The sequence below is a fragment of the Dokdonella fugitiva genome (assembly GCF_014138265.1).
GTDB lineage: Bacteria > Pseudomonadota > Gammaproteobacteria > Xanthomonadales > Rhodanobacteraceae > Dokdonella_A > Dokdonella_A fugitiva_A.
In genome coordinates this window covers 379,246-401,481 of record NZ_JACGXL010000001.1, presented here as the reverse complement: position 1 = coordinate 401,481, position 22,236 = coordinate 379,246, and the positions used below count along the sequence as shown (strand labels likewise).

General features: G+C 68.3%; 22 protein-coding genes and 1 tRNA gene. 19 read left to right on the top strand and 4 right to left on the bottom strand.

Annotation, left to right across the window (positions count from 1 at the left end; translation table 11 throughout):
- The first annotated feature begins 41 nt into the window (after positions 1-41).
- The 10 genes from FHW12_RS01900 (at position 42) to FHW12_RS01855 (ending at position 8,703) form a co-directional block, all read left to right on the top strand.
- The gene (locus FHW12_RS01900) at positions 42-995 is read left to right on the top strand and encodes an acyl-CoA desaturase (protein ID WP_182529295.1); all 954 of its coding nucleotides are present in this window, start codon (positions 42-44) and stop codon (positions 993-995) included.
- A gap of 1 nt (position 996) precedes the next feature.
- Positions 997-2,301, top strand: a complete 1,305-nt coding sequence (locus FHW12_RS01895; protein ID WP_182529294.1) for an FAD-dependent oxidoreductase — start codon at positions 997-999, stop codon at positions 2,299-2,301.
- Positions 2,298-3,074, top strand: a complete 777-nt coding sequence (locus FHW12_RS01890) for a DUF1365 domain-containing protein (RefSeq protein ID WP_182529293.1) — start codon at positions 2,298-2,300, stop codon at positions 3,072-3,074. Before FHW12_RS01895 ends, FHW12_RS01890 begins: the two co-directional genes overlap by 4 nt.
- Complete coding sequence (locus tag FHW12_RS01885; RefSeq protein ID WP_182529292.1) at positions 3,071-4,342, top strand: SAM-dependent methyltransferase; 1,272 nt, start codon at positions 3,071-3,073, stop codon at positions 4,340-4,342. Before FHW12_RS01890 ends, FHW12_RS01885 begins: the two co-directional genes overlap by 4 nt.
- Positions 4,343-4,855 carry a DUF2878 domain-containing protein gene (locus tag FHW12_RS01880; RefSeq protein WP_182529291.1) on the top strand — a complete coding sequence of 171 codons (513 nt, stop codon included), beginning with the start codon at positions 4,343-4,345 and terminating at the stop codon, positions 4,853-4,855. It begins immediately after the preceding gene.
- Positions 4,852-5,628: a DUF1295 domain-containing protein gene (locus tag FHW12_RS01875; protein ID WP_182529290.1), complete on the top strand. Its 777-nt coding sequence runs from the start codon at positions 4,852-4,854 to the stop codon at positions 5,626-5,628. The genes FHW12_RS01880 and FHW12_RS01875 overlap by 4 nt, the downstream gene beginning before the upstream one ends.
- Entirely contained in the window at positions 5,628-6,716 is a 1,089-nt protein-coding gene (locus FHW12_RS01870; protein WP_182529289.1) for an SAM-dependent methyltransferase, read from the top strand. Before FHW12_RS01875 ends, FHW12_RS01870 begins: the two co-directional genes overlap by 1 nt.
- Positions 6,713-7,282, top strand: coding sequence for a lipocalin family protein (locus FHW12_RS01865; RefSeq protein ID WP_182529288.1), 570 nt, complete (start codon positions 6,713-6,715; stop codon positions 7,280-7,282). Before FHW12_RS01870 ends, FHW12_RS01865 begins: the two co-directional genes overlap by 4 nt.
- Before the next feature lie 135 nt (positions 7,283-7,417).
- Positions 7,418-8,038, top strand: a complete 621-nt coding sequence (locus FHW12_RS01860) for a sigma-70 family RNA polymerase sigma factor (protein ID WP_428993605.1) — start codon at positions 7,418-7,420, stop codon at positions 8,036-8,038.
- A complete protein-coding gene (locus FHW12_RS01855) occupies positions 8,035-8,703 on the top strand; it encodes a ChrR family anti-sigma-E factor (RefSeq protein ID WP_182529287.1) in 669 nt (222 codons plus the stop codon). The genes FHW12_RS01860 and FHW12_RS01855 overlap by 4 nt, the downstream gene beginning before the upstream one ends.
- Before the next feature lie 67 nt (positions 8,704-8,770).
- Here FHW12_RS01855 and FHW12_RS01850 read toward each other — a convergent pair whose 3' ends face one another.
- Positions 8,771-9,487: an HAD family hydrolase gene (locus FHW12_RS01850; RefSeq protein WP_182529286.1), complete on the bottom strand. Its 717-nt coding sequence runs from the start codon at positions 9,485-9,487 to the stop codon at positions 8,771-8,773.
- The gene (locus FHW12_RS01845; RefSeq protein ID WP_182529285.1) at positions 9,484-10,932 is read right to left on the bottom strand and encodes a PLP-dependent aminotransferase family protein; all 1,449 of its coding nucleotides are present in this window, start codon (positions 10,930-10,932) and stop codon (positions 9,484-9,486) included. The genes FHW12_RS01850 and FHW12_RS01845 overlap by 4 nt, the downstream gene beginning before the upstream one ends.
- A 97-nt stretch (positions 10,933-11,029) precedes the next feature.
- On the opposite strand from FHW12_RS01845, the gene FHW12_RS01840 reads away from it, so the two are divergent.
- Entirely contained in the window at positions 11,030-11,935 is a 906-nt protein-coding gene (locus FHW12_RS01840; RefSeq protein ID WP_182529284.1) for a DMT family transporter, read from the top strand.
- Here FHW12_RS01840 and FHW12_RS01835 read toward each other — a convergent pair.
- Positions 11,921-12,880 (bottom strand): RluA family pseudouridine synthase, encoded by a 960-nt coding sequence (locus FHW12_RS01835; RefSeq protein ID WP_310735112.1) that lies wholly within the window; start codon positions 12,878-12,880, stop codon positions 11,921-11,923. The two genes, FHW12_RS01840 and FHW12_RS01835, sit on opposite strands and share 15 nt — an antisense overlap.
- A gap of 487 nt (positions 12,881-13,367) precedes the next feature.
- Here FHW12_RS01835 and FHW12_RS01830 point away from each other — a divergent pair, with 487 nt between their 5' ends.
- Positions 13,368-16,490: an Rne/Rng family ribonuclease gene (locus FHW12_RS01830; RefSeq protein ID WP_428993612.1), complete on the top strand. Its 3,123-nt coding sequence runs from the start codon at positions 13,368-13,370 to the stop codon at positions 16,488-16,490.
- 96 nt (positions 16,491-16,586) lie between these two features.
- Here FHW12_RS01830 and FHW12_RS01825 read toward each other — a convergent pair whose 3' ends face one another.
- On the bottom strand, positions 16,587-17,240 hold the full coding sequence (locus FHW12_RS01825) for a response regulator (RefSeq protein ID WP_182529281.1): 654 nt from the start codon (positions 17,238-17,240) through the stop codon (positions 16,587-16,589).
- Between the two features lie 753 nt (positions 17,241-17,993).
- Between FHW12_RS01825 and FHW12_RS01820 the strand changes: the two genes are divergently transcribed.
- The 7 genes from FHW12_RS01820 to FHW12_RS01790 all read left to right on the top strand — a co-directional run bounded on the left by FHW12_RS01820 (position 17,994) and on the right by FHW12_RS01790 (position 21,979).
- A tRNA-Ser gene (locus FHW12_RS01820) sits at positions 17,994-18,083 on the top strand.
- A gap of 180 nt (positions 18,084-18,263) precedes the next feature.
- Positions 18,264-18,680: a hypothetical protein gene (locus FHW12_RS01815; RefSeq protein WP_182529280.1), complete on the top strand. Its 417-nt coding sequence runs from the start codon at positions 18,264-18,266 to the stop codon at positions 18,678-18,680.
- A 216-nt stretch (positions 18,681-18,896) separates the two neighbouring features.
- Positions 18,897-19,481 carry a hypothetical protein gene (locus FHW12_RS01810; protein ID WP_182529279.1) on the top strand — a complete coding sequence of 195 codons (585 nt, stop codon included), beginning with the start codon at positions 18,897-18,899 and terminating at the stop codon, positions 19,479-19,481.
- Entirely contained in the window at positions 19,478-19,954 is a 477-nt protein-coding gene (locus tag FHW12_RS01805; protein WP_182529278.1) for a hypothetical protein, read from the top strand. Before FHW12_RS01810 ends, FHW12_RS01805 begins: the two co-directional genes overlap by 4 nt.
- A gap of 84 nt (positions 19,955-20,038) precedes the next feature.
- A complete protein-coding gene (locus tag FHW12_RS01800) occupies positions 20,039-20,440 on the top strand; it encodes a hypothetical protein (RefSeq protein WP_182529277.1) in 402 nt (133 codons plus the stop codon).
- A 239-nt stretch (positions 20,441-20,679) separates the two neighbouring features.
- Positions 20,680-20,985: a hypothetical protein gene (locus FHW12_RS01795; RefSeq protein ID WP_182529276.1), complete on the top strand. Its 306-nt coding sequence runs from the start codon at positions 20,680-20,682 to the stop codon at positions 20,983-20,985.
- A gap of 610 nt (positions 20,986-21,595) precedes the next feature.
- Positions 21,596-21,979, top strand: a complete 384-nt coding sequence (locus FHW12_RS01790; protein ID WP_182529275.1) for a hypothetical protein — start codon at positions 21,596-21,598, stop codon at positions 21,977-21,979.
- Positions 21,980-22,236 lie beyond the last annotated feature (257 nt).

The following is a 22,236-nucleotide window of genomic DNA, read 5'->3' as shown; positions in this document are numbered from 1 at the left end:
CGCCCGTATGACCTATGTCGAAACGGGAAGAGGAGCCGACGATGACGGCAGGGCACGCAAGTCGGTGGAGCGCCGCTGCTGCCCGCTTGCGGTCGTTGCGCGCCTGGTTCGATGCAAGTGCTCGCCACGAGCCAGTCGGTGACGCGGCACAGCGCATCGATTGGCTGCGCGTCGCGCCGTTCGTGGCGATGCACCTCGCATGCGCGTGCGTCTTCTTCGTCGGCGTCTCCGCCGTCGCCGTCTGGACCGCCGTCGGGCTGTACGTGGCGCGCATGTTCGCGATCACGGCCTTCTACCACCGCTACTTTTCGCATCGGACGTTCGAAGCGTCGCGCATGGTGCAGTTCGTGTTCGCACTGATCGGTGCCACGGCCGCGCAACGGGGGCCGCTGTGGTGGGCCGCTCACCATCGGAACCATCATCGACACGCGGACACTGCCCTCGACCCCCACTCTCCCGGTTTGCGCGGTTTCCTGTGGAGCCACATGGGCTGGTTCCTCACCCCGTCCGCCTTCCGCACGGACTGGCAGCGCGTGAACGACTTCGCCTGCTACCCGGAACTGCGCTGGCTCGACCGTTACGACGTCGCCGCTCCTGTCGTGCTCGCGCTCCTGCTCTACCTGGCCGGCGTACTCCTGGACGCGTTCGCCCCGGCGCTCGGCACGACGGGGGCACAGATGCTCGTCTGGGGCTTCTTCGTCTCGACCACCGCGCTGTTCCACGCGACCGTGACGATCAACTCGCTCGCGCACCGGTTCGGTACGCGGCGCTATGCCACGCGCGACGACAGCCGCAACAACGGCTGGCTCGCGCTGCTCACGTTCGGCGAAGGCTGGCACAACAACCATCACTTCTTCCCGGGCTCGGCACGCCAGGGCTTCCGCTGGTGGGAAGTCGACGTGACCTGGTACGGACTGCGGCTGCTCGCGGCGCTGGGTCTCGTTCGCCGTCTGAAACCCGTGCCCGGATGGGTGCTTGCAAAGGCGAGGCCCTGACGTGCGCATCGCCGTCGTCGGTTCCGGCATCTCGGGCCTCGCCTCGGCCTGGCTGCTCTCGCGCGAGAACGACGTCGTGCTGTACGAAGCGGACACGCGCCTGGGCGGGCACACGCACACGCACGACATCCATTGGGAAGGTCGCGACTATCGCATCGACAGCGGCTTCATCGTGCACAACCACGCCAACTACCCGTTGCTGACGCGACTGCTCGACGAACTCCGCGTGGCCACGCAGCCGACGACGATGAGCTTCTCGGTGCGCAACGAGCGCACCGGCCTCGAATACAGCGCGGCGACGCTCGACACCCTGTTCTGCCAACGCAGGAACCTCGCGTCGCCGAGGTTCCTGGGCATGCTGCGCGACCTCGCGCGCTTCTATCGCCTGGCGCCCTCGCTGCTCGTCGAATCCGGGGACGGCCCCACGCTCGGGGAATTCCTGCTGCGGCATCGTTTCGGTGACGCATTCCGCGACGATCACCTCGTACCGATGACCTCGGCGCTCTGGTCCGCGCCTTCCTCGCAGGCACTCCAATTCCCCGCACGGCACCTGGCGGAATTCATGGCCAACCACGCGATGCTGCGGATCACGCGCCGCCCGCAGTGGCGCGTCGTTCGCGGCGGCTCGCGCAGCTACGTCGACGCGATGGCATCGCGTTGGCGCGTGGAGGCGCGCATCGGCGCGCGCGTGCATCGCGTCCTTCGCACCGCTGCCGGCGTCGACGTGGAGGCGCACGGCGCGACCGAACGCTACGACCAGGTCGTCCTCGCCTGCCACAGCGACCAGGCCATCGGGCTGCTCGGCGACCCGAGCGAGCGCGAGCAGGACGTCCTGGGCGCGATCGGGTACCAGGCGAATGATGCCGTACTGCACACCGACGCGCGTCTGTTGCCGCGCCACCGCAAGGCCTGGGCGGCCTGGAACGCTCATGTGCCGCGCGAAGGCGAGGGCTCGTGCACGGTCAGCTACTGCATGAATCTCCTGCAAGGGCTCGATGCACCGGTGCCCTTCGTCGTGAGCCTCAACCGCACGGCCGACATCGATCCCGCACGCGTGCTGCGTCGCATGCGCTACCACCATCCGGTGTTCACGCACGCGGCCGTCGCGGCGCAGCGACGCAAGTCCGAAATCCAGGGGCAGCGGCGGACCTGGTTCGCCGGTGCCTACTGGGGCTGGGGCTTCCACGAGGACGGCATGCGCAGTGCCGTCGAGATCGCGGATGCGCTCGGGGTACACTGGAGCCCCGCGTCCGCCGCGGCGCATGTCGACGCCAGCAACCGGGACGTCGCGTGGGCGCCCACGTGAACGACGCCCCGCTCGCCAGTTGCATCTACGAGGGTGTCGTGCGGCACCGGCGGCACGTGCCGGCACCGCACGCATTCCGGTACCGCATGGCGCAGCTGTACCTCGACCTCGAGGAAATCGACCGGATCTTCGCTCAGCGCTGGCTGTGGTCGGCCCACGGCCCGAACCTCGCGGAGTTTCGCCGCGCGGACTACCTCGGACCGGTGGAGGTATCCCTCGCGGAAGCCGTGAGGCGACGCATTGCGTCGCAGGGCTTCGAGCCGCCCGAGGGGCCGATCCGCCTGCTCACGCATCTTCGCTACTTCGGCCACGTCTTCAATCCGGTCAGCTTCTACTACTGCCACGATGCCGGCGGCGAGCTGCAGTGCGTGCTTGCAGAGATCACCAACACGCCATGGCGCGAACGGCACGCCTACGTCCTGCCCATCGGTGCCGCCGAACGCAGGGGGCGCGCCCTTCACTGGGATTTCGACAAGCGCTTCCATGTATCACCTTTCATGCCGATCGAGCGTCGCTACCGCTGGTCTTTCACGACGCCCGCCGATGACTTGCGCGTGCGCATGAACGTGCTTCGCGCAGGTGACCGCGAGTTCGACGCCGACCTCGTGATGCAGCGACGAGCGATCGACGGTCGCTCGCTCGCCCACGTGTTGGGTCGCTATCCGGCCATGACCCTGCAGGTGCTGGCGGCGATCCACTGGCAGGCGCTGCGACTGTGGCTCAAGCGCAATCCCGTCTACGACCATCCGCGCCATTTCCGGGGAACCCCATGAACGCTTTGATCGACGACGCGCCCGCTCGCCTGGGCTGGTTCGACCGCCGCCTGCGCCGGTTCCTGCTCGAGCGTCTCGGCGGCTTGCAGGACGGCGCGCTGGTCGTGCGGGACGCGGGCGGTGAGATCCGGCTCGGCACAGCCGACCCGAGCCATCCCTGCGTCGACGTGGCGGTCGACGATCCCGCGTTCTACCGCATGGTCGCCGCCAACGGTACCGTCGGTGCGGGCGAGGCGTACATGCAAGGTCATTGGCGCTGCGACGACCTGGTCGGCCTCGTGCGCCTCCTGCTGCGAAACCGCGAACTACTGGACCGCATGGAGGGCGGCGCTGCGCGCATCGGCGGATGGGCGATGCGCGCATTGCATCGCATGCGCGGGAACACGCGCCGAGGCGCGAGGCGCAACATCGCGGCGCACTACGACCTCGGCAATCCGTTCTTCCGCCTGTTCCTGTCGAACGATCTCATGTACTCGTCGGCCCTGTTCGCCGACGACTCCGAGCCGCTCGAGCATGCGTCGACGCGCAAGCTCGAACGAATCTGCGACAAGCTGCGCCTGCGCCCCGGTGATCGCGTGCTCGAGATCGGGGCGGGCTGGGGCGGCTTCGCGCTGCACGCCGCCGCACGCCACGGCTGCCACGTCACCACGACGACCATATCGCGCGAGCAATACGACCTGACGCGCGAGCGCGTGGCCCGTGCCGGGCTGCGGGATCGTGTCGACGTACTGTTCGAGGACTACCGCGACCTGCGCGGGCGTTACGACAGGCTCGTCTCGATCGAGATGGTCGAGGCGATCGGCGCGCGCTGGCTCGATACCTATTTCCGCGCGCTCGGCAATCTGCTCGCGCCGGACGGACTCGCCGTGCTGCAAGCGATCACCATCGAGGACCATCGCTACCAGCGGGCGCTGCGCTCGGTCGACTTCATCAAGCGTCACGTGTTCCCGGGTTCCTTCATCCCGTCGATCGCCGCACTCGTCGCGGCCAAGGCGCGCAGCTGCGATCTCGCGCTGACGCACCTGGAAGACTTCGGCGAATCGTACGCGACGACGCTGCTGGCGTGGCGACAGCGCTTTCTTGCGCACCTGCCGCAGGTGCGCGACCTCGGCTACGACGAGCACTTCATCCGCATGTGGGAATTCTACCTGGCCTACTGCGAAGGCGGCTTCCGCGAGCGCGCGATCGGTGTCGCGCAACTCGTGCTCGCCAAGCCGAAACGACGCGAAGTCGGCTACTTCGCCGGTCTTTCGCGCGTGGAGGCCTGAATGAGCGCGCTGGCGAACATCGTCGGTTATCAATGCGTCTGGTTCATCGCCGTGTTCGGTGCAGCGCGCGCATCGTCGTGGCCCGCAGTGGTGGCGCTGGTCGGATTCGGCACGCTGCAGCTGTCGCTCTCGCGACGACGCCGCGCGGACCTGCGGACCGCGGCGGCATCGATCGCAGCCGGCATCGTCGTCGACGGCGCGCTCGCGCACACCGGGCTCGTCGTCTACGCGACGCCGCTGCCCGCGCTCGTCGCACCCTTGTGGATCCTCGCGATCTGGTCTGCATTCGGCCTGACCCTCGGTCATTCGCTCGCATTCCTGCAGCGACGCCCCTGGCTCGCCGCATCGCTCGGCGCGGCAGGCGCGCCCCTCGCCTATCTCGCCGCGGCGCGCGTCGACGCGATACGCGTGGACGGCGCGGGGCTGCTCGCGGTGGGAATGACGTGGGCCGTGGCTCTCCCTCTGCTCTCGGAGCGGTCGCGCACTGCCGATGCGGTGGAGGTGACGGCGTGAATGCGGCCGGCTCCCTGCTCCTGGTCTGGTCCATCGCGGCGGTGGCGCAGGGCTGCGCCTGGGCGTGGCAACGCCACCACCGCAACGCCGGCATCGTCGACGTCGTCTGGGCCGCCGGCGTGGGCGGTTCGGCCATCGTGCTGGCCGCCATCGGTGACGGCGCGCGTTGGCCACGCGCGGCGCTCGCGATGCTCGGTGGCAGCTGGGGCTTGCGTCTCGCGCTGCACCTATGGCGACGCGTGCGCGCTGAAGGCGAGGACGGTCGCTACGCGCACCTGCGCAGTCGCTGGGGCAACGATCCGTACCGCTGGTTCGCGTTCTTCCAGTTCCAGGCACTGCTCGTCGCCATGTTCGCCGTCCCGTTCGTCGCCGTCGCGGCGAATCCCGACGTCCGTGCCGCCGCGCTGGCGACAGCGGCAGCGATCTGGCTGCTCGCGGTCGCCGGTGAATCCGCCGCCGACGCGCAACTCGCGAACTTCCGCGCTGATCCGGCGAACAGGGGCAGGACATGCCGCGCTGGCCTGTGGCGCTATTCGCGTCATCCGAACTACTTCTTCGAATGGTTGCACTGGTTCGCCTACGTCTTCCTGGCACTCGGCTCGCCGCTCGCGTGGATGGCCTGGTCGGGCCCGCTGGTGATGTACGTGTTCCTGCGCTGGATCAGCGGCATTCCCTTCACCGAGGCGCAAGCGTTGCGTTCACGCGGTGACGACTATCGCGCCTACCAGCGCAGTACCCCGATGCTGATTCCATGGTTCCCGAGGAGCGAATGATGAGTACGCCCGCGATCGACGATGGTCGTGTCCCGCTGCCGGCGGAGCGGCCAGCCTCCGGGCTGCTCGGCCTGGCGGAACGTCGCCTTCTACCCGACGCGCTCGTCCGCGTCGGCATCCGGCGGTTGTGTGCGTCGCGGCTGCGCGAAGGACGCGCCAACGGCATCGAGGTTGCCGAGCTCGCGTTCCAGCAGGTGGTCGCTTCCTTGCGGGAGAGCCCGCTCGCCATCGACGTCGATGCGGCGAACCGGCAGCACTACGAACTGCCGCCGGAGTTCTTCCGCCACTGTCTGGGACCGCGCCTGAAGTACTCGGCCTGCTGGTTCGAGCACGGCGACGAAACGCTCGCGCAGGCGGAAACTTCGATGCTGGAACGCTACGCCGAGCGCGCCGAACTCGCCGACGGCCAGGACATCCTCGAGCTCGGCTGCGGATGGGGTTCGCTGACGTTGTGGATGGCCGAGCGCTATCCGGATGCGCGCATCACAGCGGTGTCGAACTCGCGTTCGCAACGCACGTTCATCGAGGCGTGCTGCCGAGAGCGCGGGTTCATGAACGTCGAGGTCGTCACCTGCGACGTCAATCGACTGCAACTCGCGGAGTCGAGCTACGACCGGTGCGTCTCCGTGGAAATGTTCGAGCACATGCGCAACTACGATGCGCTGCTCGCGCGGATCGCGGGCTGGCTGCGCTCGGGCGGCAAGCTGTTCGTGCACATCTTCTGTCATCGCACATTGATGTATCCGTTCGAGACCGAAGGCGAGCACGACTGGATGGGGCGGCATTTCTTCACGGGCGGCCTCATGCCATCGGCGGACACCCTGCTCTGGTTCCAGCGCTCCCTGAACGTCGAACGCCGCTGGCTCGTCGACGGCCGCCACTACCAGCGCACCGCCGAACACTGGTTGCGCAACCAGGACCGCGCGCGCGCTGCGCTCGCTCCAGTGATGCGCGCCGCGTACGGCGACGCCGCGACACTCTGGACGCAACGCTGGCGCATGTTCTGGATGGCGTGTGCGGAGCTGTTCGGATACGCCGGTGGCAGCGAATGGATGGTCGCGCACTACCGCTTCGGCAAGCCGGCATGAGCGCGCGTCGCCTGGCCCGATCCCTCGTGGCGTCGCTGGCCCTGGCCGCCGCAGGCTGCCGTGGTCACGCGCAACTCGCGCCGGTCGACCACGTCGACCTGCAACGATTCATGGGCGACTGGTACGTGATCGCCCACGTGCCTTCTCGTCCGGAACGAAGCGCGGTCAATGCGATCGAGGGCTATCGGCTGGCCGAAGACGGGACGATCGAGACCACGTTCCGCTATCGGGAGGGCTCGGTAGATGCGCCCGTGAAGACGATGCGGCCGCGCGGGTTCGTGCGCGCCGGCAGCGGCAACGCGGTATGGGGCATGCAGTTCATCTGGCCGATCCGCGCCGAGTACGTGATCGCTTATGTCGACCCCGACTATCAGCAGACGATCGTCGCGCGCAGCGCGCGTGATTACGCGTGGATCATGGCGCGCACGCCGACCATTCCGGAAGCGGACTACGCTCGCCTGCTGGCGCGCCTCGAGGGACTCGGCTACGCACCGTCGCGCGTCCGCCGCGTGCCGCAACAGTGGCCGGAACCGCGCGACGACCAGCGGTCGTCCACCGCTCGCTGAACCGGCGCGCCGTCCATGTCCGGCCGAGCGATCGAGCGCGCCACGCCACGCAGGCTTCGCGGGCGTGCATCCGTGTCGCGCCGTCGTCCGTACGCGGAGGCGTGGATTGGACCTTGTAACCCATGTCGGTCCCGCATGAACATACGAACCTTGCCCATCGGCGTATCGCCGTTCGACCAGACCAGAGCGATGTCCAGCAGCGGCGCCCATCCAACGGAAGATGCTGGCTACTGGTCGTGGCAGATGGCGGCCGTGTCCGAGCGGCGCGACCGTGACAGTTTCATGCGGATCTACGACCACTTCGCACCGCGCGTGCGCCTTTACCTCCGGGGCCTGGGTTCGACCGAGTCGCAAGCCGAGGAACTGGCGCAGGAGGCGCTGTTGCGCCTTTGGCAACGCGCCGATCGATTCGACGCGATGCGCGGCAGCGTGTCGACCTGGCTGTTCCGCATCGCCCGCAATCTCCACATCGATCGTGTTCGGCGCGAGCCGTTGTGGCAATCGATCGGCGAGGAATGGATCGATGAAGACATTCCGCCGGCGAACACGACGGAACGACACGTCGAACAAACGGATCTGGCCGCGCGCATCGACACGCTGCCGGCGGTACAGGCGCGATTGCTGCGCATGTCGTACTTCGAGGCCAAATCGCACCAGGAAATCGCCGATGAACTGGTCATGCCGTTGGGTACCGTGAAATCGCACTTGCGGCGCGCGTTCCTCAAACTGCAGTCAGGCCTGAAGGAATTCCCATGAGCCCGCGCCACCACCTCGACGAGACCACCGTGCTCGGCTGGGCGTCCGGCGCACTGTCGCCGGAAATGGCCGCGGTCGCCGCCACCCATCTCGACGTATGTCGCCATTGTCGTTCGCGCCTCGCCACCGCGGAAGGTATCGGTGGAACCCTGCTGGAACAACAGCAGCCATCCACCGACGACGCGATGAGGATGCCGCACCTCCGGGAGCATATGCTCGCCGCGCTGGACGCCCATCCGAACCGACGTGTTCCGCCGCGCCGCGAGGAAGCGACGGCCGGGCCCGACAACCTGCCGCGCGCACTGCATCCCTACTTCGGCACGTCGTGGCGATCGTTGCGCTGGCGCTGGCTCGCTCCGGGCGTGCGCATGATTCGGGCGCTGCGAACGAGTGGCCATGCGTTGATCCTGTTGCGGATCGATCCAGGAATGAGCATGCCCCTCCACAGCCATGGCGGGATCGAACTCACGCAGGTGCTCGCGGGATCGTATGACGACGAACTTGGCCATTTCGGTGTGGGGGACGCTGCCGATCTCGGTCCCGAAACACTGCATCGACCGGTCACTTCGGCAGGCGGTCCTTGCGTGTGCGTGGCGGCGCTGGACGCACCGTTGCGCTTCCCCGGCTGGTTCGCTCGCATGCTGCAGCCGCTGGTCGGCTTGTAGCCACGACGCGTGCACGCTCCTCGCGCGTGGGAGCGGAGCACGACCGGGACCGGACGATACGCCACGGCTACCGACGCCCCGCCTCCGCGAACTGCGCGAGCGCCAAGGCGATGCCCGCGGGACCGTCGACGGTCGCGACGCGCGGATGGCCGCTTTCGACGCCGTGCTGCAGTTCGTGTTCCCAGGTCACGTGGTACGGCATGTGGATGCCCCAGCCGCCGAGGCCGATGACCGGCTCGATGTCGGAACGCAGCGAATTGCCGACCATCGCGAACGCCGGCGCGGCCACCGCGCATTCGGCCAGCACGCGCGCATAGCTGCGCTCGTTCTTCTCGGAGACGATCTCGATGCGGTGGAACAGCCCGGCGAGGCCGCTCTGCTCGACCTTGCGCTCCTGGTGGAACAGGTCGCCCTTGGTGATCAGCACGATGCGGTGGCGCGACGCGACGTCCTCTACCGCGGCGCGGATGCCGTCGAGCAGTTCGACTGGATGATCGAGGATCGCGCGACCGAGTTCGACGATGCGATGGATGTCGCGCGCGCTGATCGCGTCGTCGGTGAGTTCGATCGCGGCCTCGACCATCGACAGCGCCATGCCTTTCGCGCCGTAGCCGAACAAGGCGAGGTTGCGCCGTTCGACCGCGTGCAGCCGGCCGCGCACGGATGCGTCGGCGACGTCGATGTAGGCACCGACGATGCGCTCGAATTCGGCGCCCGCATGCTGGTAGTAGCCTTCGCTGTGCCAGAGCGTGTCGTCGCCGTCGAAACCGACCAGTTCGATCATTCGTGTCCTTCCTTCGGGGTGCGTCGCCGCGCGAACCTGCCAGCGAGGCGACCGAGTTCGCGCAATGCCGCTTCGACCGGCGGACTCCACGCGAGCCCGAGGCCGAGGCGCAGGTGCGTGCGGTAGTCGCCGCGGAGCGAAAACAGGTGCCCCGGCAGGCAACCGATGCCGCGTGCGACCGCAGCCTCGAACAAGGCCTGCGCGTCGACGCCGCCGGCGAGTTCGAGCCACAGCGTCGTGCCGCCGGCCGGGTCCGACACGCGCGTGCCCTCGGGCCAGCCGCGGCGGATCGCGTCGCGCCAGCGCTGCGCGTTCGTCGCGAGTTCGCGGCGCAGGCGGCGCAACGCGCGATCGAAGTCGTGGCGCACGAGGTATTCGGTGATCGCGCGCTGCGGCAGGCCCGCCGTCGCGACCGACGAAAAGCACTTCGCGCGCACGAGGTCGTCGACGTGCGTGCCGGCGAGCGCCCAGCCGATGCGCAGGCCGGGCGCGAGGGTCTTCGAATAGGAGCTGCAGGTAATCACGCTCGTCCGGCCTGCGTAGCGGCGCAGCGGCGCCGGCCGTTCACCCGAGTACGCGAGCTCCCCGTAGAGATCGTCTTCGATCACCGTCACGCCGTGCTCACCGCACGCGGCGACGATCTCGCGCTTGTCGTCGTCGCCGGTGAGGCTGCCGGTCGGGTTGTTGAAGTTCGGCACGAGCACCGCCGCGCGCACCGCGTGGCGCGCGAGCAGCGCGCGCAAGGCCGCCGCATCGATGCCGCTGCCGACGCGGTTGGGCACCTCGATCGCGCGCAGGCCGAGCGCGGAGATCGCCTGCAGGATGCCGTAGTAGGTCGGTGTTTCGAGCAGGACGACGTCGCCCGCGCGCGTGACGCTGCGCAGGGCGAGCGTGATCGCTTCCATCGCGCCCGCGGTGACGACGATTTCGCCGGGATCGACCTCGACGCCGCAACGCAGGTAGCGCCGCGCGATCTGCTCGCGCAACGCAGGCAGCCCCTGCGGCGCGCCGTAGGCGAGCGCGACGCCGGGGTCGCGTCGCAGCACGTGCGTGGTCGCCGCGGCGATCGCCCTGCCCGGCAGCAGCTCCGGCGCGGGCGTGGTCACGTGCAGCGGCAACAGGTCTTCGCGCGACAGCACGTCGAGCACGCCGAGCAGCGCCGGGTTGCGCAAGGCCTGCGGCGCACGCGCCTGCACGCGTGGCAAGCGCGCCGCCGGCACCGCCACGCGTTGCGCGCGCACGAAGTAGCCGGAGCGCTCGCGCGCCTCGACGAGTCCTTCGCGCTCGAGCCGCAGGTACGCCTCGACCGCTGTCGCGATGCTCACCCGCTCCTGCCGGCCGAGCCGCCGCAGCGACGGCAGGCGCTCGCCGGGGCGCAGCAGGCCACGGCGGATCTGCGCGCCGAGGCGTCCTGCGAGGTCTTCGTAGAGCAAGGTCGAGGCCATGCGATCTGTACCGGTCCATTTCGATGATATCTGATTCTGTACCGGTCGCTCCGCCGCGCCTACGCTGCGTTCGCCTCTCCCGACCGGTGACGTCCGCATGCCTTCCCCGAATCCGCACGACGCGCGCGGCGCGATGCTGCAACTGTTCGTCGCCGAGATCCTGATCGGCTCGGTCGGCGTGTTCGCCCACGAGGGCGGCCAGGATCCGATCACGACCGTGTTCTTCCGCTGCGTGTTCGGCAGCGTGTTCCTCGTCCTGTGGGGCGTCGCGCGGGGCCACCTTCGCGACGTCCTGGGCGATCGCGCGCTGCTGCGCGCCGCGGTGCTCAGCGGCGTGCTGCTCGTGCTCAACTGGGTCGCGCTGTTCGCCGGAATGGCGCGTTCGTCGATCGGCGTGGCGACGCTGGTCTATCACTTCTTCCCGTTCGCGATGATCGTGATCGCGGCCGTGTTCTTCGGCGAGCGGGCGCATGCGGCCGACCTCGCCTGGACCGCGCTCGCGTTCGTCGGTGTCGCGTTCGCGGCCGATCCGCTCAAACTGTTCGCCGGCGCCGGGCCTGCCTACATGCTCGGCATCGCCCTCACGTTCGTCGCGGCGATCCTCTGCGGCGCCTCGCTGCTGCTGTCGCGACGCATCAGCCGCGAGCGACCGTTCCTCGTCGTGCTCGTGCAGTGCCTCACCGGCGCCGCGATGCTCGCCCCGTTCGCCGACGTCGGCGCGGTCGCACACGTGGGCCCGCACTGGCTGTGGCTGGCCGGGCTCGGGCTGGTCCACAGCGGCATCTGCTACGTGCTGTTCTATTCCGCCTATCCGCGGCTGCCGGTGACGATGATCGCGGTGATGGCATTCATCTACCCCGTCGTCACCCTGCTGCTCGACTACGTGCTGTACGGTCGCACGCTGCAGCCGGTGCAACTCGCCGGCATCGCGCTGATCGTGCTGGGTACGCTCGGCGTGAACCTCAAGTGGCGCTGGTCGCAGCCGGTCTCAGCGCGGGGTTGAGCGCACCGCGCGCCGTCCCTGCAGCACGTCGAGCGTCGCGGCGAGTTCGGGCGCGAGCGGCGCGCTGAAACTGTAGCTGCGCTCGCCGAGCGAGAACTCGAAGCGCGCCGCGTGCAGGAACAGGCGCTTGAGGCCCTGTTCGCGCATCGTCTTGTTGAATTCCCGGTCGCCGTACTTCTCGTCGCCCGCGAGCGGGTGGCCGAGGTGCTGCGCGTGCACGCGGATCTGGTGCGTGCGGCCGGTCTCGAGCGCGACTTCGACGAGACTCGCGCCGGCGTAACGCTCGACCTCGCTGAAGTGCGAGCGAGACGGCTTGCCTTCGGGATCGACGCGCACCATGCGCTCGCCGCCCTGCAGCACCGACTTGCGCAGCGGCGCGTCGACGGTGAGGCGCGTCTTCGGCAATGCGCCTTCGACGAGCGCGAGATAGCGCTTCTCGACGTGGCCTTCGCGGATCGCCGCCTGCAGCGCGGTGAGCGCCGAGCGCTTGCGCGTGAGGACGAGGACGCCGCTGGTGTCGCGGTCGAGCCGGTGGGCGAGCTCGAGCGTGTCGCGCGGGCGCGCTGCGCGCAGCAGCTCGATCGCACCGAAGCTGACCCCGCTGCCGCCGTGGCTGGCGACGCCGGCCGGCTTGTCGATGACGAGGAAATCGCGGTCCTCGTAGACGATCGCCGCCTCGATCCTGTTCAGCTGGGCACTCGGCGGGGGCCCAGCGTCGCCCTTCTCGGCGAGGCGGACCGGCGGGATGCGCACCTCGTCGCCCGCCGCGAGCCGATGGTCGGGCTTGGCGCGGCGGCCGTTCACGCGGACCTCGCCGGTGCGGCAGATGCGGTAGATCAGGCTCTTGGGCGCGCCCTTGAGCCGGCCAGCGAGGAAATTGTCGAGGCGCTGGCCTTCACGGTCCTCCGGTACGGGGACGGTCTGCACCCGCGGCGTGGCGTCCACGGGAGCCGCCGGCAGCGCGGCGGCAGGCCGCGGCGGGCGCTCTGCGGCGCCGCGTCGACGGTTGGAGTCGGCGTCGCGATTTGTCGCCGAAGTGCGTGTCTTCATTGAAAAAATCTTCCGGAAACTGCTATGCTGAACCGGCGTGTCGCGCCGTGCCGGGCCCCATCCGCGGGAGTCCGGGACAGCTATGACGCCCCCGTCCATCGCGTCCTTTCGCGCCCTGCGCATTCGATCACTCCATCGGAGCGCTGCGCAGGAGCGGGAGGCCATCGTAATGGCTCGGGTCGCGGATTGCTCGCCGTCGCAACGAGGGCGGGGATTCGCGGATGCGCAGCAACCCTAATGATGCCGGCGCGCGGAAGCGCTGGTTGGAAACACGAGGCGCACCTGCCGCCGTCGGCCCGTGAAACGCGGGCATCGCGCAGCGCGACATCGCGCAGCGCCGACGGCAGTCGAGCGCCGAGAAGGAAATACGACAATGAAACGCATGTTGATCAACGCGACTCAGCGGGAAGAGTTGCGCGTGGCGATCGTGGACGGCCAGAACCTTTACGACCTCGACATCGAGATCCCGTCCAAGGAACAGAAGAAGGCCAACATCTACAAGGCGCGCATCACCCGCGTCGAACCGTCCCTCGAAGCCTGCTTCGTCGACTACGGCGCGGACCGCCACGGTTTCCTGCCGCTCAAGGAAATCTCCAGCCTGTACTTCACGCCGGGCCTCAACCCGAACAAGGCGGGCATCCGCGAACTCCTCAAGGAAGGCCAGGAGATCGTCGTCCAGGTCGAGAAGGAAGAGCGCGGCAACAAGGGCGCGGCGCTGACCACGTTCATCAGCCTCGCCGGCCGCTACATGGTGCTGATGCCGAACAACCCGAAGGCCGGCGGCGTGTCCCGCCGGATCGAGGGCGAGGACCGGCAGAACATCAAGGAGGCCCTCGACAGCCTGCAGGTCCCGGACGAGATGGGCCTGATCGTGCGCACCGCGGGCCTCGGCCGCGACGCCGAAGAACTGCAGTGGGACCTCGACTACCTGCTGCAGCTGTGGAAGGCGATCTCCGATGCCGCCCAGTCGCGCGCGGCGCCGTTCCTGATCTACCAGGAATCCAAGCTCATCATCCGCGCGCTGCGCGACTACCTGCGCAACGACATCGGCGAGATCCTCATCGACAACGAGGAACTCTACGCCGACGCGCGCGAGTTCGTGCAGCAGGTGATGCCGAACAACCTGCGCAAGCTCAAGCTGTACCAGGACACCACGCCGCTGTTCTCGCGCTTCCAGATCGAGACGCAGATCGAGAACGCGTTCGAGCGCAGCGTGCGTCTGCCTTCCGGCGGCTCGATCGTGATCGACCAGACCGAAGCGCTCACCGCGATCGACATCAACTCGGCGAAGGCGACCAAGGGCGGCGACATCGAGGAGACCGCGTTCAACACGAACTGCGAGGCCGCGGTCGAGATCGCGCGCCAGCTGCGCATCCGCGACGCCGGTGGCCTCATCGTCATCGACTTCATCGACATGGATTCGCCGCGCCACCAGCGCGACGTCGAGGAGAAGCTCAAGGACGCGCTCAAGCTCGACCGCGCGCGCGTGCAGGTCGGCCGCATCTCGCGCTTCGGCCTGCTCGAGATGTCGCGCCAGCGCCTGCGTCCGAGCCTCGGCGAGGCGACGCAGATCGTCTGTCCGCGCTGCGAAGGCCACGGTCGCATCCGCGGCGTCGAATCGCTGTCGCTGTCCGCGCTGCGCCTGGTCGAGGAGCATGCGATGAAGGACAGCACGGGCCAGGTGCTCGTGCAGGCGCCGCCGAGCGTGGCGAACTTCCTGCTCAACGAAAAGCGCCGCCAGCTCACCGAGATCGAGGCGCGCCACGACGTCAACGTCATCGTCGTCGCCGACGAAAAGCTCGAGACGCCGCACCTGGAGATCCAGCGCCTGCGTGCCGCCGACATCGGCGAGGACATCAAGCCGAGCTACCAGCGCACCACGCCGGTCGCGACGACGCCGCTGCCCCAGATGCTTCGCCCGAGCGAAGAGCCGGAACAGCCGGCCGTCGCGGGCGTCGTACGCGCGACCCCGGCCCCGGAGCGCCCCGAACCGGCCGCACCGGTCGCCGCTGCACCCGTCGCCGTGCCCGCGCCGGCTCCAGCGCCGGCGATGCCGAGCGGTGGCCTCATCGCACGCTTCATCGGCTGGTTCCGTGGCGGCAGCGAGCCGGCGGCGCCGGCGACGAGCACGCCACGCCCGGCGCAGAACGGCGCGCGTCCTCAGTCCGCGCGTGCGCAGCAGCGTCCCGCTGCACAGCCGCAGCAAGGCAACCGGCCGCAGCAGCAACAGCCGCGCCAGGGTGGCGCGCAGCAGCAGCAGGGCCAGCAGCAACGTGACGGCCGTCGCGACGGCCGGCCGGGCAACGAGCAGCGCGGTCAGAGCTCGAACCAGAAGCAGCAACAACAACAGCAGCGCGGCAATCGCCGCGACGAACGCCCCGGCAACCGCAGCGGCGAGCAGCCGGTCGCGGGCGGCGATGGACGTCCGCAGCAGCGCGAACAGCGCGCGCCGAACGAAGTGAAGCCGGCGAATGAAGCGCGCCCCGCTCCGCAGCAGCCCACGCCGAAACCCGCCGACCCCTCGATCCAACCCCCGCTGATCGGTGGCCCCGCGCCCGCCGAGAACATCGAGCGCGTCGTCACCCCCGGCGCGCCGGCCGATGCTCCGAAGGCCGAAGGCGAGGCGTCGCGCGACGAAATGCGCTCGCGTCGCCGCGGTCGTCGCGGTGGCCGTCGCCGTCGCAAGGAAGGCGCGACCGACACCGGATCGGCGATGCACGCGGACGCGGAACTCGACCATGATTTCGACGACGAGGACGGTGGCGACGAGCAGCGCAAGGCGACGCCACCCGTCGCTGCACCGGTTGCCGCGAAGCCCGAAGCGTCTTCGGCCATGCCGAACACGTCGCCCGCCGTGACGGTACAACCGCACACGCCCGCTCCGACGCCGGTCGAGGACCGCTCGCCGAAGCCCCAGGCCGTTGAACCCGCACCGGTGACACCGGCGGTAACGCCGGTCGCGACGCCCGCCCCGTCGACACCGGCACCTGCACCGCGCGCCGATGCGCCGGCTGCGCCCGTGCCCGCTGCGGCGACGCAGCCGCTGCCGACACCTGTGGCGCCGAAGCCCGTGGTGCCGGCGGGGCCGCACGGCCTGCACGAACGTTCGCTGCAACGCGAAGTCGCCGCTGCGCTCGGCACGACGCACACGCTCGCGCCGGTCGAAGCCGCGACGCCGCCGATGCCGCGTCCGACGCCAGTCGACCTGCGCGCTCCGACGGAGCCGCCGAAGCCTGCGCCGGTGCCGGCATCCACGCCGGCAGCGGGACCGTCAGCAACGGCGGCTCCGACGATGAGCGCTCCTTCGACGGCGCCGCCGCCGCGTGAGATTCCGGCGAGCGTTGCTCCGTCGAGCAGTCCCGCGCCGGCGTCGACGGATCGCGGACAGACGCTCGACCTGCCCTTGTCGACGCCGGCCGCCGACGAGCGCAAGCCGTCGTCGCAGGCCGACGAGCCCGTACGCACCGAACCGGCTCGCACGAACGACGACGCGAAGACCGACTGAGTCCGTTCGCGGCACGGGCACCATGCCCGTGCCGCGCGGCTTGGAATTCAGCGATCGAAGAACGAACGGGGCGTGCGACGTGGCGCGCGCGAAGCCTCAGTCGCTGAGCGCGCGCGTGCGGTCGTCGAGCAGGCCGTGAGTGTGTGCGAGATGCGCGAGCGCGACCGGATTGTCGACGCCGAGCTTGTCGAACAGGCGGTACTTGTAGGTCGCTACCGTCTTCGCACTGAGCTTCAGCTTGTCGGCGATGAGCTGCATGTCCTGTCCGCGCGCGAGCATCATCGCGACATCGAGTTCGCGCGCCGACAGCACCTCGAACGGCGATTCCCCGCCGTCGAGCGCACCGAGCGCGAGCACCTCGGCGATGTCCGGCGACAGATAACGACGACCGTCGGCGACCTGGCGCACTGCGCGCACGAGCTCGTCCGCGGCGCAACCCTTGGTCAGGTAACCGCTCGCGCCCGCCTCGATGAGGCGACGCGGGAACGGCGCTTCGCTCACGACGCTGAGGATGACGATGCGCGTCGACAGCTTGTGCTTGCGCACGCGATCGGTGAGTTCGATGCCACTCAGGCGCGGCATGTGGACGTCGACGAGCGCGACGTCCGGCATTTCGCTGCGAATCAACGCGAGCCCGTGCTCGCCGTCGGCCGCCTCACCGATCACCTCGATGCCTGCCTGCTGCGCGAGGATCATGCGGAAGCCTGTACGCACCAGCTCGTGATCGTCGACCAGAACCACTCGGATCATGCAACCCCCATCGCCTCTCCCTGACGTGCTCCGACGATACCCGAGATGAGCCATCGCGTCCGCATATAATGCGCCGAATTTCACGACGCGCGCTGTAGTAGATTTGCGATACCTGCAGCGTTGCGATAGGGAAACGATTACATCCGGGAACGAAGGCCGGCAGGGTGCCGAGCCAACAGCGGCGCAGCGCCTGGCCCGCAGGGCGAGGGACAGGATGTCCCGAGTAAAACCGGCGTCGCCGGCAGCAACGAAGCGAACGACGTTTCGAACAGCGGAGAGATGGCCGAGCGGTTTAAGGCACCGGTCTTGAGCGCGAAGGCAGGATGCCGGAGCCAACAGCGGCTCAGCCGCTGGCCCGCAGGGCGAGGGACAGGATGTCCCGAGTAAAACCGGCGTCGCCGGCAGCAACGAAGCGAACGACGTTTCGAGCAGCGGAGAGATGGCCGAGCGGTTTAAGGCACCGGTCTTGAGCGCGAAGGCAGGATGCCGTAGCCAACAGCGGCTCAGCCGCTGGCCCGCAGGGCGAGGGACAGGATGTCCCGAGTAAAACCGGCGTCGCCGGCAGCAACGAAGCGAACGACGTTTCGAACAGCGGAGAGATGGCCGAGCGGTTTAAGGCACCGGTCTTGAGCGCGAAGGCAGGATGCCGGAGCCAACAGCGGCGCAGCCGCTGGCCCGCAGGGCGCGGGACAGGATGTCCCGAGTAAAACCGGCGTCGCCGGCAGCAACGAAGCGAACGACGTTTCGAACAGCGGAGAGATGGCCGAGCGGTTTAAGGCACCGGTCTTGAAAACCGGCGTGGTAGCGATACCACCGTGGGTTCGAATCCCACTCTCTCCGCCATTACCTAGGCGCAACCTGTTGATTTCGCAGGCGAAAGAGCCCGAATAGATGCCGCCTACCCCGCCCTGTACCCGCGACGCACTGTACGCTTGACTACCTATCATGAGTAGTTGACATACATCTACCTTGCACAGTAGATTGCTTTCCACGCACCGATAGGCGGTGCACGGAGAGCAAGTCATGCATGCGGTAGTTCGCGAACTCGACAGCAAGCAACCGGCGACGAAGCAGCGGCCGCGCACGGTGCGCGCGAAGCTCACGATCGTCAAACCGAACAACGCACCGACGCCTGTCGACATCGAGCACATCGCACTCACCGCGCTGCTCGCACATCTGAGCGCGCGCGGCTTCGCGCCGCTGTCGATCTTCAACGGCGTCGACGTCGTCCCCTTCACGACGAACGCGCGCGCGATCGATCTGCTCTTGGCCGCCGAGCAATCCACGCTCATGGTGCAGGCCGAGCACGGCAACCCGCACGGCATCTTCATCGTCCCCGGCAACGGCGCGGACATCGTCGGCGCGTGGGCGTTCGATGACGGCGACGCGGACCACTTCAACGCGGCGATGATCGAGTTCGATCGAGTCGCTTGCGGCTGATTTCGATTTTGCGGCAGGGCGTGGCAAGGCCGGGCATGGCATGGCCAGGCGAGGCACGGCATGGGCTGAAAACAGCCTACAGCGCATCGGTGACGGCGCGTTGTGGGGTGCGAGAGCGCCAGCGAGGCTAGGCGAGGCGGGGCTAGGCGCGGCCCGGCAAGGCATGGCGAGGCAAGGCATGGGCCGACAACGGCACTTCAAACAGGAGAAATTCCAATGGCAACGATGACCGTAATGATCAAGGGAACGCGACCGATGCTGATGCATTCGCTGCGGCTCTTGAACAAGATGGACCCGCTCACGAAAGAGCGTTCGCGCTACACGTCAATCAAGAAAAAGACCGATGCCGACGAAGTCGAAATCCAGCGTATCGACTGGCTCGGCGCGCTCTACCACGACGACGAGCTCGGCCCCTACCTCCCCGCCGAGAACATCGAGGCTGCCATTGTCGAAGGCGCCAAGCTCTCGAAGGGCGGGCGCGACGTGAAGCGCGGCGTGTCCGTGCTCGAGGATCGCGTGCGCCTGGACTACGACGGTCCGCGCGACATCAAGGCGCTCTACAACGGCGGCGATTCCCGCTTCATCGATGCGCGTGGCGTTCGCAACCAGGCATCGCGCGTGATCCGTTGCCGACCGATCTTCCTGCAGTGGGCAGCCACATTCACGGTGAGCTTCGACACCGCTGTCATCAAGGATGCCGACACGCTGATCGGATTCATCGCCGACGCTGGTCGCTTCTGCGGGATCGGCGACTACCGGCCGCGCTTCGGTCGCTTCGACATCGTCGAGACGCGCCAATGAGCATCCAGCGCCTTCCCGCATGGCGAAACGTCGAGGACGCAATCCTTAGCGGCACGTACACGTACGGCGATCTCATCCCGTACGGCGAACTTTTTGCGATGCTCGGCATGCCCAAGCCGGAATTGAGCGATCGCGCCGACGCAATGGAGTCGTGGCGGCTGTCCGTTCTGCAAGAGCGCGCTTCGCTCGTCGAGCACATGCTGAAACAGCACGCGATGATGCTCGAAACCGAGAATGGCGTCGGCATTCGCATCCTGCTTCCGTCCGAGCAGACCGGCGCTGCCGAGCGGACACTGCGCAAGGAACTCACGCGGTCGCTGCGCGCGCACCGCGATCGAATTTCCAACGTCGCGTATGACCGACTCACGCCGGCGCAGCAGAAAGAGAACACCGACGCACAGGTGCGCATCGCGCAGCGCGTCGACGCATTGCGAGCGATCGAGCATTCGCGCTTGATCGCGAAGCCGAAGTAGAACACGAACTCCAACTCGAACACGAACCCAGAGCACGAACTCGAACTCATCGATTTTCCATTTTCCCAATTGAGGAATCATCGAATGAACAAGAGTCGCCTTCCCTTCATGCTGTCGCTCCTGTTCGGCACGTTCGCCGCGGCGGGCTCGTGCGACACGATCTTCGCTTCCGGCTTCGAGAAGTCGCCGCCGGCGGCGCGCATCATCGAGTTCACCGTGCTCGAGTACCTGCGGGTCGAAACGGTCACGTGCGAGACGTGGTCCGAGACGTTCGACTTCCACCAGATGGGCAACTTCTCGGGGTCGAAGTGCACGACGACCGGCCCGATTACGAGCCAGGCGGGCACCGGCGGCGCGCAGGTCAACGCCATGTTCGCCATGAACGACGGCTCGTCCATCGCGCTCACCAGCTGCCTCGTGCAGGGCGTGGCCGGCTCCGGCTCGTCCGGCGGCGCGATCGTGACGTTCACGCTCGACTGCACCTGAGTGCGCGAGTCGGCCGCCTCGGCCGGCTCGTCTCAATCTATGCGAAACCATCCCCGCACGCTCCCCTCCCCGGCCATCGAGCCGCCCTGCCGCAGTGGGTCGAACTGCTGTCGGGCGATCGTGGGCCGGGAACTCGGGCATGCGCGCCGCCTTGCGAGCTGCCGCCTGAGATCGCGCGCCGGCATGCAGCACATGGCCGTCCCGCACATTCAGGAAGTGCCGTCGGCGATGGCGGCGTTGTGACCCTCGCCCGCAACGAAAGGGGATGCCCCATGCAAAAGAAGATGGACGCGCCGGCCCTCGCAGAATCGACCCTGATGCGAGCCCTCGACGCGATCGTGTGCAAGATCGACGGCCCGAACTTCCATCGGTGGCTGCGCGAGCGCAACGTCGGCAAGCGCGATCTGCAATCCGCGTTCGACAGCTACCTCGCCGAGATCGGGCTCGCCGCCGAGTACGGCGCGGCGGTGCTCGCGATCGATGCCGCGGTCGAGGCCGGCCGCACGGAGCCGGCAAGCGTGGTGCCGCTGCGGAGGGTGAAGTGAGTCTCTACCCGAGCGAACGAGCGCGCCAGCGCATCATCGATCGCTATACGCCACCGGCCAGCGTCGACGAGCCGGTGCGTGAGTCGCGCGTGCCGGACGCGGCATGCGCGCACTGCGGCGCGGTGCATGGGCGCCACCAGCTTGGGCGCGTGTGCGGTGGTTGCGGCGTCGGCGTGGTTGCGCGGTTGCCCGCCGATCGCTGGCAGTGGTGCCGAGCATGCAGCGGGCGCGGTGCGTGCTGCTCCGCCTGCAACTGGCACGGTGTGGTCCTGCGCCCCAACGGGGCGCCGCGGGAGGCCCTTCCCGCATCCACTTGATTTCTATAGCGCCTTGTGGCAGGCTGATTCCGCTCCCCGACAAAAGGGGGAGTCGGGCTTGGTCGCCCGAACCATGAGGCGCGCAAGCGCCCATCGCTCCGATGACGGCGCTTTTTTCATGCCTGCCGCCATCGCTGCGGCGGGTCATGCGCACAGCGCACCTGCTTTGCGGCGGGCGGCGCAGGGAGGGCGCAAGCCCTGCCGGTCCTCATGCCGGTCGACCAACCTTGCGTCGTCCGTCACCCCGCTTGGTCGCGATGTGGCGGACTCTCTCGACCCATGAGGATCCAGCCATGTCCGCAGCCGCTGCCGTTTCCGCACTTCCCGCCTTCCTGAGCCTTTCGTTCATCACCCGCGTCAAGCGCGGCAAGCGACCGGCGAGCACCTGGAACATTCCAGCGCCGTCCGAGAGCTACATCGAGGCGCAGCGCATCTGCCCCGACGGCGACAAGCTCGAGCGCGACGACGCGCTCTACAACATCGGCTGCCAGCAGGGCGCGGCCGCGGCGCACGAGTACCTCACTGCCATGCGCCGGAGCAGCCCGATCGACGACTGCGGCGGATGGCTGCAACGCATCGCGCTCGAAATGTTCGCGGCCGAGCGCACGCCGCTCCTGCGCGGCCAGATCGTCGGGTTCTTCACCGAGATCGAGGCGACGATGGAAGGCAAGGTCTGAGTCTCGATCGGTGCGACATGGGCCGCAGAGAATGCGGCCCATGGACACGACGAAGGCGACCACGAAGAAGGCCCCGGCGACGCCGGGCGGCAAACGCAAAGCGAGGCCGGCGCCGCGCTGGCCTCAGTACCCAGAGTCCTATGTCTACGCGCGCGGGCGCAGCTCGGGCTGGCGCTCGAGCGAGCGGAACGCGTAGGCCCACGTAGGAAATCGCCCATAGCGCACGCGCGCCCCGCTGTCGCACAATCCGCGGCGTC

Bases quoted from the DNA above. Each gene is read 5' to 3' on its own strand.
- FHW12_RS01900 (WP_182529295.1), top strand. From the start codon at position 42: ATGACGGCAGGGCACGCAAGTCGGTGGAGCGCCGCTGCTGCCCGCTTG.
- FHW12_RS01860 (WP_428993605.1), top strand. From the start codon at position 7,418: ATGAACATACGAACCTTGCCCATCGGCGTATCGCCGTTCGACCAGACC.
- FHW12_RS01805 (WP_182529278.1), top strand. From the start codon at position 19,478: ATGAGCATCCAGCGCCTTCCCGCATGGCGAAACGTCGAGGACGCAATC.
- FHW12_RS01850 (WP_182529286.1), bottom strand. From the start codon at position 9,487: ATGATCGAACTGGTCGGTTTCGACGGCGACGACACGCTCTGGCACAGC.
- FHW12_RS01830 (WP_428993612.1), top strand. From the start codon at position 13,368: ATGTTGATCAACGCGACTCAGCGGGAAGAGTTGCGCGTGGCGATCGTG.
- FHW12_RS01840 (WP_182529284.1), top strand. From the start codon at position 11,030: ATGCCTTCCCCGAATCCGCACGACGCGCGCGGCGCGATGCTGCAACTG.
- FHW12_RS01885 (WP_182529292.1), top strand. From the start codon at position 3,071: ATGAACGCTTTGATCGACGACGCGCCCGCTCGCCTGGGCTGGTTCGAC.
- FHW12_RS01845 (WP_182529285.1), bottom strand. From the start codon at position 10,932: ATGGCCTCGACCTTGCTCTACGAAGACCTCGCAGGACGCCTCGGCGCG.
- FHW12_RS01800 (WP_182529277.1), top strand. From the start codon at position 20,039: ATGAACAAGAGTCGCCTTCCCTTCATGCTGTCGCTCCTGTTCGGCACG.
- FHW12_RS01825 (WP_182529281.1), bottom strand. From the start codon at position 17,240: ATGATCCGAGTGGTTCTGGTCGACGATCACGAGCTGGTGCGTACAGGC.
- FHW12_RS01855 (WP_182529287.1), top strand. From the start codon at position 8,035: ATGAGCCCGCGCCACCACCTCGACGAGACCACCGTGCTCGGCTGGGCG.
- FHW12_RS01815 (WP_182529280.1), top strand. From the start codon at position 18,264: ATGCATGCGGTAGTTCGCGAACTCGACAGCAAGCAACCGGCGACGAAG.
- FHW12_RS01810 (WP_182529279.1), top strand. From the start codon at position 18,897: ATGGCAACGATGACCGTAATGATCAAGGGAACGCGACCGATGCTGATG.
- FHW12_RS01880 (WP_182529291.1), top strand. From the start codon at position 4,343: ATGAGCGCGCTGGCGAACATCGTCGGTTATCAATGCGTCTGGTTCATC.
- FHW12_RS01790 (WP_182529275.1), top strand. From the start codon at position 21,596: ATGTCCGCAGCCGCTGCCGTTTCCGCACTTCCCGCCTTCCTGAGCCTT.
- FHW12_RS01870 (WP_182529289.1), top strand. From the start codon at position 5,628: ATGAGTACGCCCGCGATCGACGATGGTCGTGTCCCGCTGCCGGCGGAG.
- FHW12_RS01865 (WP_182529288.1), top strand. From the start codon at position 6,713: ATGAGCGCGCGTCGCCTGGCCCGATCCCTCGTGGCGTCGCTGGCCCTG.